Annotated in this window: 17 protein-coding genes; all 17 read left to right on the top strand. The window is 56.3% G+C overall.

Translation table 11 applies throughout. From position 1 onward, the window contains the following. Positions 1-6: 6 nt before the first annotated feature. Positions 7-753, top strand: a complete 747-nt coding sequence (locus G5B47_RS03605) for a demethylmenaquinone methyltransferase (protein ID WP_165094420.1) — start codon at positions 7-9, stop codon at positions 751-753. After that, complete coding sequence (locus G5B47_RS03600; RefSeq protein WP_165094418.1) at positions 746-1,621, top strand: UbiA-like polyprenyltransferase; 876 nt, start codon at positions 746-748, stop codon at positions 1,619-1,621. The genes G5B47_RS03605 and G5B47_RS03600 overlap by 8 nt, the downstream gene beginning before the upstream one ends. Continuing rightward, positions 1,618-2,220, top strand: a complete 603-nt coding sequence (locus G5B47_RS03595; protein ID WP_165094416.1) for a UbiX family flavin prenyltransferase — start codon at positions 1,618-1,620, stop codon at positions 2,218-2,220. Before G5B47_RS03600 ends, G5B47_RS03595 begins: the two co-directional genes overlap by 4 nt. 5 nt (positions 2,221-2,225) lie before the next feature. After that, positions 2,226-3,086: a menaquinone biosynthetic enzyme MqnA/MqnD family protein gene (locus G5B47_RS03590; protein ID WP_165094413.1), complete on the top strand. Its 861-nt coding sequence runs from the start codon at positions 2,226-2,228 to the stop codon at positions 3,084-3,086. Next, positions 3,083-4,051: a polyprenyl synthetase family protein gene (locus tag G5B47_RS03585; protein ID WP_165094410.1), complete on the top strand. Its 969-nt coding sequence runs from the start codon at positions 3,083-3,085 to the stop codon at positions 4,049-4,051. The genes G5B47_RS03590 and G5B47_RS03585 overlap by 4 nt, the downstream gene beginning before the upstream one ends. 124 nt (positions 4,052-4,175) lie before the next feature. Further along, positions 4,176-4,619 (top strand): nucleoside-diphosphate kinase, encoded by a 444-nt coding sequence (ndk, locus tag G5B47_RS03580; RefSeq protein ID WP_165094408.1) that lies wholly within the window; start codon positions 4,176-4,178, stop codon positions 4,617-4,619. Between the two features lie 29 nt (positions 4,620-4,648). Beyond that, the gene (locus tag G5B47_RS03575; protein ID WP_407945206.1) at positions 4,649-5,449 is read left to right on the top strand and encodes a CheR family methyltransferase; all 801 of its coding nucleotides are present in this window, start codon (positions 4,649-4,651) and stop codon (positions 5,447-5,449) included. 108 nt (positions 5,450-5,557) lie between these two features. Then, on the top strand, positions 5,558-5,719 hold the full coding sequence (locus G5B47_RS03570; RefSeq protein ID WP_165094404.1) for a hypothetical protein: 162 nt from the start codon (positions 5,558-5,560) through the stop codon (positions 5,717-5,719). A gap of 196 nt (positions 5,720-5,915) precedes the next feature. Further along, complete coding sequence (aroC, locus tag G5B47_RS03565; protein ID WP_025335578.1) at positions 5,916-7,085, top strand: chorismate synthase; 1,170 nt, start codon at positions 5,916-5,918, stop codon at positions 7,083-7,085. 1 nt (position 7,086) lies between these two features. After that, positions 7,087-8,190: a 3-dehydroquinate synthase gene (aroB, locus tag G5B47_RS03560; RefSeq protein WP_165094402.1), complete on the top strand. Its 1,104-nt coding sequence runs from the start codon at positions 7,087-7,089 to the stop codon at positions 8,188-8,190. After that, complete coding sequence (gene aroH, locus G5B47_RS03555; protein WP_025335576.1) at positions 8,184-8,555, top strand: chorismate mutase; 372 nt, start codon at positions 8,184-8,186, stop codon at positions 8,553-8,555. The genes aroB and aroH overlap by 7 nt, the downstream gene beginning before the upstream one ends. Positions 8,556-9,177: 622 nt before the next feature. Beyond that, positions 9,178-10,731: an anthranilate synthase component I gene (gene trpE, locus G5B47_RS03550; protein ID WP_165094400.1), complete on the top strand. Its 1,554-nt coding sequence runs from the start codon at positions 9,178-9,180 to the stop codon at positions 10,729-10,731. A 68-nt stretch (positions 10,732-10,799) separates the two neighbouring features. Further along, on the top strand, positions 10,800-11,846 hold the full coding sequence (trpD, locus tag G5B47_RS03545) for an anthranilate phosphoribosyltransferase (protein ID WP_165094398.1): 1,047 nt from the start codon (positions 10,800-10,802) through the stop codon (positions 11,844-11,846). Continuing rightward, a complete protein-coding gene (trpC, locus tag G5B47_RS03540) occupies positions 11,833-12,663 on the top strand; it encodes an indole-3-glycerol phosphate synthase TrpC (RefSeq protein ID WP_165094396.1) in 831 nt (276 codons plus the stop codon). The genes trpD and trpC overlap by 14 nt, the downstream gene beginning before the upstream one ends. Then, positions 12,656-13,333, top strand: a complete 678-nt coding sequence (locus G5B47_RS03535) for a phosphoribosylanthranilate isomerase (protein ID WP_165094394.1) — start codon at positions 12,656-12,658, stop codon at positions 13,331-13,333. The genes trpC and G5B47_RS03535 overlap by 8 nt, the downstream gene beginning before the upstream one ends. Continuing rightward, a complete protein-coding gene (trpB, locus tag G5B47_RS03530; RefSeq protein ID WP_165094392.1) occupies positions 13,330-14,529 on the top strand; it encodes a tryptophan synthase subunit beta in 1,200 nt (399 codons plus the stop codon). The genes G5B47_RS03535 and trpB overlap by 4 nt, the downstream gene beginning before the upstream one ends. Next, positions 14,526-15,347 (top strand): tryptophan synthase subunit alpha, encoded by an 822-nt coding sequence (trpA, locus tag G5B47_RS03525; RefSeq protein ID WP_165094390.1) that lies wholly within the window; start codon positions 14,526-14,528, stop codon positions 15,345-15,347. Before trpB ends, trpA begins: the two co-directional genes overlap by 4 nt. Positions 15,348-15,365 lie beyond the last annotated feature (18 nt).

Genomic DNA, 15,365 nt, shown 5'->3' with positions numbered 1-15,365 from the left:
CATTTCATGAACAAGTCAACGGTAACCGGCGATAACGGAGTCAAGCCGAAGGAACAATATGTGCACTCCGTATTTGAGAAAATCGCCGGAAAGTATGATACGATGAACGATATTCTCAGCTTCAGGCGCCATAAATCCTGGAGACGGTTCGCCATGGACAAAATGGCGATGCGCCGCGGCGATACCGCCGTAGACTTATGCTGCGGCACCTGCGACTGGAGCATTGCGATGGCGGAGGCGAGCGAGACTGGCGAAGTCATCGGTCTCGATTTCAGCGAAGGCATGCTTGCCGTAGGCCGCCGGAAGGTGGAGGAGCGCGGGCTCGAAGACCGGATTACGCTGGTGCAGGGCAACGCGATGAATCTTCCGTTCGGAGACTGCTCGTTCGATTATGCGACAATCGGCTTCGGTCTTCGCAATGTGCCCGACCCCATCCAGGTGCTTCATGAAATGAAGCGCGTGGTGAAGCCCGGGGGGATGGTCGTCTGTCTGGAATTGTCCAAGCCGACGATACAGCCCTTCAAGGGTATTTATTATTTCTATTTCAGACGGATGCTCCCGCTGCTCGGCAAGCTGTTCGCAAAGAGCTACGAGCAGTACAAATGGCTTCCCGAATCACTCGCGCTATTTCCGGACCGCAAGCAGCTGGAGCGGATTTTCCGGGAAACCGGTCTAGAACGTGTCGAATCGTTCCCCTTGACAGGAGGCATCGCTGCATTACACATTGGGCTCAAGGAGAATGTGGATGTTTAAGAAAATCGGTATTTTTCTTCAGATGATCAAGTTTGAACACACGGTATTTGCTCTTCCGTTTGCCTTTATGGGCGCCTTGCTCGGGTCGATGGTCATGTCGGGCTCTCTGCCTTCCTGGCGGGATATCGGCTGGATCATCATTGCCATGTTCGGCGCGCGCAGCGCGGCGATGGGCCTTAACCGGCTGATCGACCGGGTAAGCGATGCCAAGAACCCGCGTACGGCAGGTAGAGCCATTCCTGCGGGACTGCTGAAGGTTGGGGAAGTGATCGCTTTTATCGCTTTTTCCTTCTTCCTGCTGTTCTGGGCAGCTTTCAAGCTGAATCCGCTGTCGGCGAAGCTGCTGCCCATTGCGGTCTTTCTGCTCGTGTTTTATTCTTTTACGAAGCGATTTACCTGGGCCTGCCATTTAATACTCGGCCTGACGATCGCGCTTGCCCCGCTTGGAGGTTGGGTCGCGGTCACCGGCAAGGTGGACTGGACGGCGATGGTCTTTTATTTCACGATCGTGTTCTGGACGGCCGGCTTTGACGTCATCTATTCCTGCCAGGATGTCGAATTCGACAGGAAGGAAGGGCTTCAATCCATTCCGGTCCGGTTCGGCGTCGCGGGAGCGCTTAAGATCGCCAAGGTGTTTCATATCCTGACCGGTCTTGGTTTTATCTCGCTGCTGTTTCTGGCCCATTTGAGCTGGTGGTACATTACCGGCATGGTGATCGCTTATATTATCTTGTTCTATGAGCACCATATCGTGTCGCCGAATGATTTAAGCCGGCTGCAGACGGCGTTCTTTACAATGAACGGGGTGCTCAGCATCGTGGTATTTTCCTTTACTTTGATTGACTTGGTGGTGCAGACTTACAAATGAGCATTTCAGGCTCCAAAGGCTTCGTTGTCGGGATTACGGGGGCGAGCGGCGCCATTTACGGCGTGCGCCTGGCGGAAACGCTGCTGTCGCTCGGCCGGACAGTGCATCTCGTTATCAGCAATGCGGGCTGGCGCGTTCTTAAAGAAGAGCTGGGCTGGAACGTCTCAGACCGGGAGGGCGTTCTGAATGAACAGTTCAGAGGCCGTCCCGGTTCGCTGTTCTATCATCCCGTCGCCGATATCGGCGCTTCTATTGCAAGCGGCTCCTTCCGGACCGAAGGCATGATTATCATGCCCTGTTCCATGGGAACGCTCTCGGCCGTGGCGAACGGCTCCTCGGACAATTTGATGACCCGAGCGGCCGACGTGATGATGAAGGAAGGGCGTTCGCTCGTACTGGTGCCGCGGGAGACGCCGCTGCATGCGATACATTTGGAAAATATGCTGAAGCTGTCACGGCTCGGCGTGCGCATTATTCCGGCCATGCCGGCTTTTTATTTCGGGCCGCAAAGCATGGACGACCTGATAAACTTTATGGTCGGGAAGGTGCTGGACAGCTTCGGAATCGATCATGATTTATTTCGCAGATGGGGGGAGTGACTTGCATGAAGAGCGGCGGTCCTGCCATAATCGGCAAAATCAGCTATACCAACTCATGGCCCGTTTATCATCACTTTGATCCTTCCGTTCTATCTTTTCCGGCGCGGATGGTAAGCGAGGTGCCCTCTGTGCTGAACCGGGGCATGGCTACCGGCGATATCGATGTCGGGGCGCTCTCTTCGTTTGCCTTTGCAGAGGCCAGCGACCGGCTGCTGCTGCTGCCGGACTTGTCCGTCAGCTCGGACGGTCCGGTGGGATCGATTTTTCTCTTCTCTAAGGGAACAGTAGAGGAGGCGGCGAATGGCACAATTGCTGTGACGAACACGTCGGCCACCTCAGTGAACCTGCTGAAAATTTTGCTGGAAAAGGCGATAGGCGGCCAGCCCGAGTACATAAGCGCCGAGCCGGATCTGGAGAAGATGATGGAGCGGGCCGACGCTTGTCTCCTCATCGGCGATCACGCCATCCGGGGCATGTGGCAGAATCGTCATTATACGGTTACCGATCTGGGAGAGCTATGGAAGTCCTGGACAGGCCTCGGAATGACCTTTGCGGTATGGGCGGTAAGCCGGAAATCGGCGCGTGAGGTGCCGGAGGCTATCGGCGAGATTTACCGGGCTTTTGCGGAGAGCAAACGGAGCGGGTTAAGAAACCTGGAGCCGGTAGTCCGGGAAGCCTGCGGCCGGATCGGAGGGACTCCCGAGTACTGGTACGGATATTTCCGCAATTTATGTTATGATTTTGGAGAAAGGCAGCAGGAAGGCCTGAATCTCTATTTCCGGTATGCCTACGAGATGGGATTGCTGCCCCGGAAGGTGAAAATGGAGTTTTGGAGCGATAATCTGTTGACACGGGTGAAGGAATGAAACGACTGCAAATGTTCGGCCTGCTGAACAAGGATATGGAAGCTCTCGAAAAAGAGCTGTACCTTAGCGTACAGGGCGACGATCACCTGCTTACGGAGACGTCGCTGCACCTGCTGAAGGCAGGCGGCAAGCGGCTGCGGCCTGTATTCGTGCTGATGGGCGGCAAATTCGGCACTTACGATCTCGGGAAGCTGAAGCGGGTGGCCATTCCCCTGGAGCTGATTCACAGCGCTTCCCTGGTTCACGACGATGTCATCGACGATGCCGATACGCGGCGCGGCGAGCCGACCGTCAAGGCCAAATGGGGCGACAAAATCGCGATGTACACCGGCGATTACATCTATGCCAAGGCATTGTCTATAGCGGCAGAGCTGCCGAATCCGCGCGTTCACCAGATTCTCTCCAAGGCGATGGTGGAGATGTCGGTCGGCGAGATGGAGCAGATCCGCGATTTCTTCAACAGCGGGCAGAGCGTCCGTCATTATTTGCGCCGGATCCGGCGCAAAACCGCGCTGCTCATCGCCATTAGCTGCCAGCTCGGAGCGTTGGCCGCCGACGCGGAGCCGGAGGTCGCACGGCAGCTCTATAATTACGGCTACAATGTGGGAATGGCTTTCCAGATCCGCGACGATTTGCTCGATTTGTCGGGGACGGAGAAGCAGCTCGGCAAACCGCCGGGCAGCGATATGCGCCAAGGCAATATTACTCTGCCGGTCATCTACACGATGGAGGACGACCGGCTTCGCGCCTCTCTTCTGAGCGAGCTGGAGCTTATCCGGGAAGGGCTTTCCGGAGTAGGAAGGGCAATCGACATGATTCTCGCCGGAGACGGCATATCCCGCGCGGAGCAGCTCGCCTCGCGATATATTGAGAAGGCGCTGACGGCGCTCGACAAGCTGCCCAATAACCGCACGAAGGGCAATTTGCGCGACATCGCCCATTTTGTAACCGGCCGGAAGTTCTAACGGCAGCATAAAGGCTTTTTAACAGGATCAGCATTTTGTGAATGCACGGTTAACAGCCGCCCCCTTTTTTGGTAAGATATCGTACAAGACCATCATTCGTAAGGGAAAATGGAGAGTGAACCCTATGGAAAAGACGTATTTGATGATCAAGCCTGACGGCGTGCAGCGCGGTCTGATCGGCCGCATTGTGTCGCGTTTTGAGGACAAGGGCTTTAAGCTCGTGGCCGCCAAGCTCATTACGATAACCGAGGAACAGGCCAAGCGGCATTACGCGGAGCATGTGGGCAAGGACTTTTTTCCGGGTCTTGTCTCGTTCATTACATCCGGCCCCGTCTTTGCCATGGTCTGGGAAGGCGACGACGTCATTGCCCTGTCAAGGCTGCTGATCGGCAAGACCAAGGTGGGCGAAGCGCTTCCGGGTACGATCCGCGGGGATTTTGCCAGCCACACGCCGCTCAATCTGATTCACGGTTCCGACTCTCCCGAGAGCGCAGCACGAGAAATCGCCAACTTTTTCGCTCCCGAGGAACTGAATGATTACAAGAAAGATATCGGGGCCTGGATCTGATCCGGGTGACAAGACAGGGGTAGATGAGGATGTTGCCTGAACGCGAAGCGCCGGCGGCGGACCCAGATTATACCGGGTTCATTCACAATGTCAATAAAAGTACGGGCATCGACCTGTCACAGTACAAGGAAGCCCAGATGAAGCGGCGTCTGACGACCCTTCGCACGAAGAACGGTTACCACAGCTTTTCCGACTTTTTTGCGGCGATGCTGAAAGACAAGCAGCTGTTCTACGAATTCCTCGACAGGATGACGATTAACGTCTCCGAATTTTGGCGCAATCCGAACCGTTGGGAAGTGCTACGTGATCATATTCTGCCCGAACTGCAGGGAAGCGGCAAAAGGCTGAAGCTGTGGAGCGCCGCCTGTTCGACCGGCGAAGAGCCGTATACGCTCGCGATGATTCTGTCCGACAAAAAAATACTGTCCCAATCGGGCATTCTGGCTACCGATATCGACGATGGTGCGTTGTCCAAGGCCCAGAATGGCCTGTACCTGGAACGTTCGCTGAAGGATGTGCCGAAGGGTGTGGCTGCGCGGTATTTTACGCCGGAGGGTCATATATTCAAGGTCAGCGAGGATTTGAAAAAACATATCGATTTCCGCAAGCAGAACCTGCTGCTGGACAAGTTCGATACCGGGTTTGATCTCATTATCTGCCGGAACGTGATGATTTACTTCACGGAAGAAGCGAAGGATAAGCTGTATCACAAATTCTCGGCCAGTCTTCGCCCGGGCGGCTACCTGTTCGTCGGGAGCACCGAGCAGATTTTCACCCCTTCCAAATACGGATTCGAATCTACGGAAACGTTCTTCTATCGTAAAAAATAGCCCGGGCAGCGCCGGATTCCGGATACGGGCAGGGCGAGGTATACTTTCGGCCCGATGCAGAGATACTGAATGATAGAGTCAGTATGCCAAGCGAAAGGTCGTTAGGAAATGGATAAAAGCAAGGTGATTGACGCATACCGGCGCGGATTTATCACCGTGAGGGAATGCGGTCAAATTCTCGGTGTGGAGGACGTTCAGCTTCAGCGCCTGCTTCAGCAGGAGGAGAGCAAAACGTCCTGCCCGCAGCAGAGCCAGCACGTCGGGGGGTAATACCGCCCGCTATGCGTCCGGCTAAAGCGCCGCCGCTCCTTAACTGGGGTTCGGGCGGCGTTTTTTGTTTGATAATGAAAGAATGGATAAGCTTTGGGCTTTTCTTGTCAAAAGGGATTTCCCTATACTATAATGAGCAAAGGTCATTACGGATTTTAGCAGTTTACAGTTTGAAAGCGCGAAGGGGGAACGCAGCATGAGTTTACGTTATTTAACCGCTGGGGAGACGCACGGTCCCCAGCTTACGGCGATTATTGAAGGTCTGCCCAGCAATCTGCAGCTGGATTTCGAGCAGCTTAATTTTCAATTGCAGCGGCGTCAAAAGGGATACGGCAGAGGCCGCCGCATGCAGATCGAGAAAGACACCGCCCAGATTGTCGGCGGAGTGCGCCACGGCGGCACAACCGGCGCTCCGGTTGCGCTCGTTGTAGAGAATAAAGACTGGACGCACTGGAAGAACATCATGAATGTCGAGCCGATTCCAGGCGCGGACGAGGATAAGCGTCGGGTTAACCGCCCCCGCCCCGGTCATGCGGACCTGAATGGAGGCCTGAAATACAATCAGACGGATTTGCGAAATATTCTGGAGCGTTCCAGCGCACGGGAAACCGCTGCGCGTGTGGCCTGCGGCGCGGTTGCGCGGCAGCTGCTGGAAGCATTCGGCGTAAAGATCGCCGGACAAGTGATCCGGATCGGCGAGATCGAAGCTCCCGCAAACGATCTGCCGATTGACGAGCTGATCGCCCGTACGGAGGAATCCTCGGTCAGAGTCGTGGACAAGGAAACCGAGAAGAAGATGGAAGCCTACATAGACCAGATCAAGGAAGAAGGCGACTCCATCGGCGGGATTGTGGAATGTATTGTTGAAGGGCTCCCCGTTGGCCTGGGCAGCCATGTGCAGTCCGACCGCAAGCTCGACGGCGCTATCGCCGGAGCGGTGGTGTCGATCAACGCCTTCAAGGGCGTGGAGATCGGCATCGGCTTCGAAGCGGGCAAGCTGCGCGGCTCCAAAGTGCATGACGAAATCATGTACGATTCCGGCCGCGGATACTACCGGGCGAGCAACCGGCTCGGCGGCTTTGAAGGCGGCATGACGAATGGCATGCCGGTGGTGGTGCGCGGAGTAATGAAGCCGATTCCGACGCTTTACAAGCCTTTGCAAAGCGTGGATATCGACACGAAAGAGCCATTTACAGCCCAGGTGGAGCGTTCCGACGCTTGTGCGGTGCCCGCGGCCTGCGTAGTTTTGGAGAATGTGGTCGCCTGGGAAATCGCCAAGGCATTCCTGGATAAATTCGGCGGCGATTCCATGGAAGAAATTCGGGCCAATTACAACAACTACCTGGCCCAATTGGAGAGCTATTAATATGCGGAGAATTAATGTAGCTTTGGGTGAACGCTCCTATCCGATTGTGATTGGAAGCGGAATTCTGGAGGGCATTGCCGGCCTGTGCGCGGAAGCCGGATTTCCGGTCCGCAGCCCGCTGCTGATCGTGAGCGACAGCGCGGTGGCCCCTCTGTATCTTTCGGAATTGGAGGAACGGTTAAAGGCCGGAGGCTATACCGTTGTCAGCCATATCATTCCGGCGGGAGAGGCCTCGAAATCGCTGACTGTCTATGAAGAAGTGATGACGACGGCGATCTCAGCCGGACTGGACCGCAGCTCCGCCGTTCTGGCGCTGGGCGGCGGTGTCGTCGGCGATCTGGCGGGCTTTGTGGCCGCGACCTATATGCGCGGCATCGGCTTCATGCAGATTCCGACAACGATTCTGGCGCATGACAGCAGCGTTGGCGGCAAGGTGGCGGTGAATCATCCGCTGGCGAAAAATATGATCGGGGCGTTCTACCAGCCGAAGATGGTCGTGTATGACCTGAATACGCTGCTGTCGCTTCCTCCGCGCCAGGTGCGTTCCGGCTTGGCCGAAGTCCTCAAGCACGGGCTGATTCTGGACCGTGATTTCGCCTATTGGTGCCGGGAGCATGCGGCCGAGCTGCTCGCTCTGGACCCTGAGGCGCTCGGCTACGCGCTGGAGCGCGGCTGCGCGATCAAGGCGGATGTCGTGGGCGAGGATGAAAGGGAGCACGGCCTTCGCGCCATCCTGAACCTGGGTCATACGATCGGACATGCCGTCGAAGCGGTGGGAGGCTACGGAACCTTCCTGCACGGCGAAGCCATCTCCATCGGAATGGCGGGTTCCGCGCTGCTCGCGGCCAAGCTGGGTCGTTCGCGTTCCCTGTACGAGGAGACGGTTTCCCTGCTCGGCGCGCTGGAGCTTCCAACGAGACTCCCGGCAGAATACGGCGAGGAAGAGATTATAGAAGCAATGATGCACGACAAGAAATTCAAGGAAGGCCGGATAACGTTTATCGTTCCCGATGAGATCGGCGCCGTCAGCATTGTGAACGGTGTTGAGGAGTCCGCGGTTCGCGAGGTTATCCGGCAGCTTAAAGAGGAGGGGAGCCCATGGTAAACCGCGGCATCCGCGGAGCGACTACCGTCACCAGCAACGAGGAACAGGAAATTTTGCGGGAAACGGTACTGCTGCTTCGGGAAATGGTTGAACGCAATAACATTATCGCCGAAGATATCTGCAGCGTGTGGATTACAATGACCACCGATCTGGATGCAACTTTCCCTGCTCGGGCCATCCGCGAAATCGAAGGCTGGGAGCTCGTGCCTTTGATGTGCTCGACCGAAATTCCGGTCAAGGGCAGCCTGCCAAAATGCATTCGCCTGATGGTGCAGGTCAATACGGACAAGAGCCAGCGCGAAATCCGTCATGTCTATCTGAACGAGGCGCAGAAGCTGCGTCCGGATTTATCCGAGAGTAAATAACTAACGGTTATTTTCCTACCGAACTTATAAGTTTTCAATGGCCCCGCAATGTACAAGGTATCTTTCTCGAAGCATTGGAGTTCCTTGCGGGGCTGTACTTAAGCTTAGATGACAGGTTTACCGAGGTCTGCATAAGGGAGCTTGCCCGAAAGAGGGCGCGGCTTTCCAAATAATAGGTTGTCTCAGGGGTTGTCAATGAGCGTTTGTATCATGTATAGTGTAATCAGACGAGTGAAGCAGAGTTTGATCAGAGTTGAGATGAGCAGAGAAGAGCTGAGTGATAGGGATTTATTGGATACAGCAGAAGGCGGGTATGCCAAGCGCGGGATTGCGGACACGAGGTTCGCATGACTCACGGATATTTGAGCATGACCTGTGCCTGATTGTATCGTTTAAGATCTATCTCCACCCTTGGAGATATCGTCTTGTTCGGATATTGGTTGTTGCATTGCTTTGAATGCGGGGATCTTGTTTGCATCTTCCGGGGCAGAGCGGTTGCAATTGCCTGATGCCGAAATCCCGCTCTTTTTATACGCTTGCTTAACCTAACCTCTACTTCGGTGGAGGTTTTTCTGTATTTTCAGCTCGAATACCCTTTCTAAAGTTCAAGGAGGAACGACAAATGACCAGTCCCAGTGTTGAACAAGTGATATCGCTCTCGCAGCAGTATAACCTCATTCCGGTGGTAAAGCGGCTCCTGGCCGATATGGAAACGCCGATCCGGATTTTTCAGCGGTTTGCTGGACGCAAGAATGCCTTTCTGCTGGAAAGCGTGGAGGGCGGCATCCAATGGGCCCGGTATTCGTTCATCGGCAGCGATCCGTTCCTGCTCATTTCCGGCAAAAAAGGTGCCATCAACGTGGAGATCGGCGGCGAGAACAAGCAGCTGAAGGGTAAACCCATCGAAGAGCTGAAAGCACTGCTCCGGTCGTACCGCAGTCCGAAGCTTGCGGAAATGCCCCCTTTTACCGGCGGGGCGATCGGATTTTTCGGTTACGATCTGCTTCAGTATTACGAGAAGCTTCCGGCGCATGCCAGCGACGATTTGAAAATGGATGATATCCGCTTCATGTTCTGTGACCGGATTATCGTGTTCGATCATGTGAAACAGCAGATCCTGCTGGTCGGCAATCTTCATATCAAGGATGGCGACAGCGATTCCGATATCCGGGCCAATTACGAGCAGTTGAACCGCAAGCTGGAAGAGATGGCGGAGGAGCTGCACAGCCAGGGACCGCAGGAAAATCTGAACCGGCGAAGCATTCCGCAGGATATCGAGCTGGGTGATATTCACTCCAATCTGACGAAGGAGCAGTTCGTCGGCAATGTGGAGAAGGCCAAGGAATATATCCGGGCCGGTGATATTTTTCAGGTCGTGCTGTCCCAGCGGTTCCATATCAATACCGAAGTGTCCCCGCTTCATGTGTACCGTTTGCTGCGGACGCTGAATCCGTCGCCTTATATGTACTATCTCAAAATGGATGATGAAATCATCGTCGGCACTTCGCCGGAGGCTCTGGTGAAAGTGGACGGAGACCGGGTGGAGACCCGGCCGATTGCCGGAACAAGGCCGAGAGGCGAGAATGAGGCGCGGGACCGGGCGCTGGCGGCTGAACTGCTGGCGGATGAAAAAGAGAGAGCCGAGCATCTGATGCTCGTCGATCTGGGGCGCAATGATCTCGGCCGCGTCTCCAAGTTTGGAACCGTCAAATGCGATTCTTTCATGGAGATCGAGAAATACTCCCATGTCATGCATATGGTATCGAATGTTTCGGGCAAACTCCGCGAGGACAAAGATTTCTTCGACGCTTTTCTTTCCTGCCTTCCTGCGGGCACCGTCTCCGGAGCTCCGAAGCTGCGGGCGATGGAGATTATCGCCGAGCTTGAGCGTGAAGCCCGCGGAGCCTATGCGGGAGCGATCGGGTACCTTGGATTCTCCGGAAATATGGATTCCTGCATCACGATCCGGACCATTATTTTCCGCAAAGGCCGGGCCTATGTTCAGGCGGGAGCGGGTATCGTATGGGATTCCGTGCCGGAGAAGGAGTACGAGGAGACCGTCAACAAAGCCAAGGGCATGCTGAAGGCGATTCGGATGGCCGAGGCGATGTTCCCGGCGAAAGCGAAGGACAGGGGCAGCATCAATCAGGATTACATGTATGAATATACCCCTTGACCGGGCTTTTACAAAAAGCGGCTGAAGCGATAATCAATCTCTGAGGAGCGAGAGGAGAACATACGGCAATGAGCAGCATTACTCAATTGGTGCAGTCCGGAATCGCCGGGCTGATTGAAGGCAAGGATTTATCCCGGGAGCAGGCGCGGGACATTATGGGCGCGATCATGGAAGGAGCGGCTACGCAGGCCCAGATCGGCTCGCTGCTTACCGCTCTGCGGATCAAAGGCGAGACCGTCGATGAGATCACGGGCTTCGCGCAGGCGATGCGCGGGTTCGGAACTCAGGTAGCCACGGAGAATGAGCGGCTCCTGGACACCTGCGGAACCGGCGGCTCCGGCATCCACAAGTTCAATATTTCCACGGCTTCGGCGATTATTTCCGCAGCCGCATCGGTCCGCGTCGCCAAGCACGGCAACCGCTCCGCCTCCGGAAGAGCGGGCAGCGCCGACGTGCTGGAGGCGCTTGGCGTCAACATTCATCTGGACGCGGAGCAGGCGAAGCGGTGCCTGAACGAAATCGGCATTTGCTTCCTGTTCGCGCAGATTTATCATCCGTCCATGAAGCACGCCGCCGGCCCGCGGAAGGAACTCGGCGTCCGGACGGTGTTTAACATGCTCGGACCGCTTACGAATCCGGCCGGAGCGGACCGGCAGCTCCTCGGCATTTACGACCTGGACAAGACCGAGACGGTGGCCCGGGTGCTCAAGGAGCTTGGCTCGAAACGCGCGCTCGTGGTCAGCAGCCGCGATGGTCTTGACGAGATCAGCATTTCCTCACCGACCGTCGTGTCGGAGCTACGGGACGGCGCGGTAACGACTTATGAAATTACCCCGCATGATCTGGGGCTTCCCAGCCATCCGCTGGAAGCCGTTCTCGGCGGCGGACCCGATGAGAATGCGGCGATTATCCGTACGGTGCTGGAAGGCGCGAAGACACCTTACCGGGACATTGTGCTTGCCAATGCTGGAGCCTGCATCTATGTCGCAGGTCTTGCGGATACGCTGGCTGAAGGTGTCCATAAGGCGGCGGAAAAGATCGATTCGGGCGAAGCGGCACGCAAGCTGGAGCAGCTGATCGCCATTACGGAGGAACTCAAACATGTATCTCGATAAAATTGTAGCTACCAAGATCAAAGAGGTGGAGACGCTCAGCGCATCGTTCTCCCTTGCCGAAGCGGAGCGCCAAATCGCCGGACTGCCGGCGACCCGCGGATTTCGCCGGGCGCTTACGCTCGGACGGCAGCGTGAAATGGGGCTGATCGCAGAAGTGAAGAAGGCGTCTCCCTCCAAAGGGCTGATCCGCCCGGATTTCGATCCGGTCCAGATCGCAAGATCCTATGAAGCCGGCGGAGCGGACTGTCTCTCCGTCCTGACCGACCAGCAGTATTTTCAGGGCAGCGGAGAATATTTGACCCAGGTCCGGGAGGCGGTAAGCCTGCCGCTGCTGCGCAAGGATTTCATCATCGACGAGAAGCAAATTTATGAAGCCCGCTTGATCGGAGCGGATGCCATACTGCTGATTGCGGCAATACTAACGCCCGCCGTGCTATCTTCCTTCGCAGATACCGCGGGAACCCTTGGACTCGACGTATTGATCGAGGTTCATGACCGCAGCGAGCTGGAAGCGGTACTGAACACGGGCAAGGCGGAGCTTCCCCATGTGCTGCTCGGTATCAACAACCGCAATTTGCGAACGTTCGAGACCGCGCTTGCCACAACGGCCGAGCTTGCGGCGCTTGCTCCGAAAGGCATTCCCCTGATCAGTGAGAGCGGAATCGCGGGGCCGGAGGATATCGCCTATTTGAAGTCGAACGGCGCGGACGGCGTGCTGGTCGGGGAATATTTCATGCGGCAGCAGGATGTGGAACAGGCGGTCGGAAGTCTGCTCGGCCCGATTACCCGTGGCGAGGGCCGGGTGCGGAATGGCTGAGGCGAAGGTAAAAATTTGTGGACTTCAGGACGTTGAAGTGCTAAAATCTATGGTACACTTGCCGGTTGATTATATCGGTCTTGTCTTTGCTCCGAGCCGCCGGAAGGTATCGCCGGAGCAGGCGGCGGGACTGGCTTCCGTCCTTGGAGAATGGAAGACAGGGCAGGCTCCGCTTGCCGCCGGGGTCTTTGTCAATCCGGAGATGGACGAACTGAACGGGATTCTGGCCGCTGTACCGCTTGGCGTTATCCAGCTGCACGGGAACGAGAGCCCGGCATTTTGCCGTGAGGTGAAGGAAGCTTTCCCGGGTGTTCAGATATGGAAGGCGCTTCCGGTAGCTGCGGAAACGGATAATACGGAAAGCAAGGAACCGCTGCTTGAAAGCTACGCCGGGGCGATTGACGCCCTTCTGCTCGATACGTTTGATAGGGCGCAGAGAGGCGGCTCCGGGCGGACGTTCGCCTGGGACAAGATTCCCGCTTACCGTAAACGGGCGCGGGCTATGGGAGTGCCCCTTTTTGTAGCCGGCGGTCTTTCGCCGGACAATGTAGGCGGGCTGCTGGAAGACTACGCGCCGGACGGAGTGGACGTGTCGAGCGGAGTGGAAAGTGACGGAGTGAAAGATATCGCCAAAATGACAGCTTTTGTGGAAAGGGTGAAGCAATCATGATACAGGTGCCGGACCGGCATGGACGTTTCGGAGCTTTCGGGGGACGCTTCGTGCCCGAAACCTTAATGAATGCATTGATCGAGCTGGAAGAGGCTTATAACAAATTCTCGGCAGACCCGAAGTTTCAGGAGCAGGTCGGGTATTTACTTAAGCAGTATTCTGGACGGGAGACGCCGCTGTACTACGCCGAACGGCTCAGCACTCAGCTGGGCGGGGCGAAAATATATTTGAAGCGCGAGGATTTAAATCATACCGGGGCCCATAAGATCAATAACGCCATCGGGCAGGCGATTCTCGCCAAAATGATGGGCAAGAAGAAGGTCATTGCCGAGACGGGCGCAGGCCAGCACGGCGTGGCGACCGCCACGGTAGCGGCGCTGCTCGGGATGGAATGCAAGGTATTCATGGGCGAGGAGGATACCCGCCGCCAGCAGCTGAACGTATTTCGTATGAAGCTGCTGGGAGCTGAAGTGGTATCTGTTACATCGGGATCTCGGACCCTCAAGGATGCCGGCAACGAGGCGCTGCGTTACTGGGTCAGCAACGTAGACGACACGTTCTATGTGCTCGGCTCCGCCGTCGGTCCGCATCCGTATCCGATGATGGTCCGCAATTTTCAGCGGATTATCGGGGATGAGACACGGAAGCAAATTCTGGAGGCGGAAGGAAGGCTGCCGGATCTGCTCGTAGCCGCCGTCGGCGGCGGCAGCAACGCCATCGGCATGTTCTATCCGTTTCTGGAAGACGAGAACGTGGGCATGATCGGCGTCGAAGCCGCAGGCAAAGGCGTCGATACGCCGTATCATGCCGCCACGATGAGCAAGGGAAGCCACGGGGTGTTCCAAGGCTCAATGAGCTATTTGCTTCAGGACGAACACGGTCAAGTAATCGAGGCGCACTCGATCTCCGCCGGGCTTGATTATCCTGGTGTCGGACCGGAGCACTCCTATCTGAAAGATATCGAACGCGTCAAATATGTGCCGATTACCGACCGGGAAGCGCTCGATGCCCTTAAGCTGCTCTGCGTGACGGAAGGGATCATTCCCGCACTGGAATCGGCTCATGCTGTGGCGCAAGTTGCGAAGATCGCGCCAACGCTCTCCAAGGATGACATCATCGTTATCTGTCTGTCGGGCCGGGGCGACAAAGACGTGGAATCGATTATGGCGTATACGGAAGGGGAAGGGCTGAAATGACGACCGAAACGACAAACCGCATGGATCTCGCGTTCCGCCGCCTGAAGGAGCAAGGCCGGACGGCACTGATTCCGTTTCTTACCGTGGGCGATCCCGATCTGGAGACCAGCCTTGCGATTATTGCCGAGCTGGAAGCAGCCGGAGCGGATATGGTCGAACTGGGAGTTCCCTATTCCGATCCGCTGGCGGACGGGCCGGTGATCCAGCGCGCTTCGTCGCGGGCGCTGAAGGGGAACGTTCACCTTCGGACCTGTATGGAAGCGGCGCTCAAGGCCCGCAAGGCAGGAAGCCAGCTTCCGTTCATTCTGTTTACTTACTACAATCCCGTCCTGCAAATGGGACTCGATACATTCTTTGCGGAACTGGGCAATCATGAAATCAGCGGATTGATTATCCCGGATCTGCCGATTGAGGAGTCGGAGGAGATGCGCCGCCGCAGCCGCGAGGCCGGCATCAACCTGATTCCGCTGGTCGCACCGACTTCCAGCGAGCGCATCGCCAAGATCGTAAATGACGCCAGCGGCTTTGTTTACTGCGTGTCCTCGCTCGGCGTGACAGGCGAACGTTCGTCTTTCCACGAAAGTGTGGACCGGTTCATTGAAACCGTCCGTCAATCGACCGACCTTCCGGTAGCCGTCGGATTCGGCATCTCCACACCCGATCAGGTTGCCAGATTTGCCAAAATCTGCGATGGAGTCGTGGTCGGAAGCGCAATCGTCCGCAAAATCGAGGAAGTGATTGTCCTGCTTCAAGACCCGGCGAAGCGTGCCGAGGGACTGTTGCAAATTCGCAATTTTGTGGCACAATTAAGACCGTAGCTGTACACATCGATTGAT

The organism is Paenibacillus apii, from assembly GCF_011043685.1.
GTDB classification, from domain to species: Bacteria; Bacillota; Bacilli; order Paenibacillales; family Paenibacillaceae; genus Paenibacillus_AQ; species Paenibacillus_AQ sabinae.
Note: the sequence above shows the minus strand (reverse complement) of the source record. Positions and strands in the feature narration are given on the sequence as shown.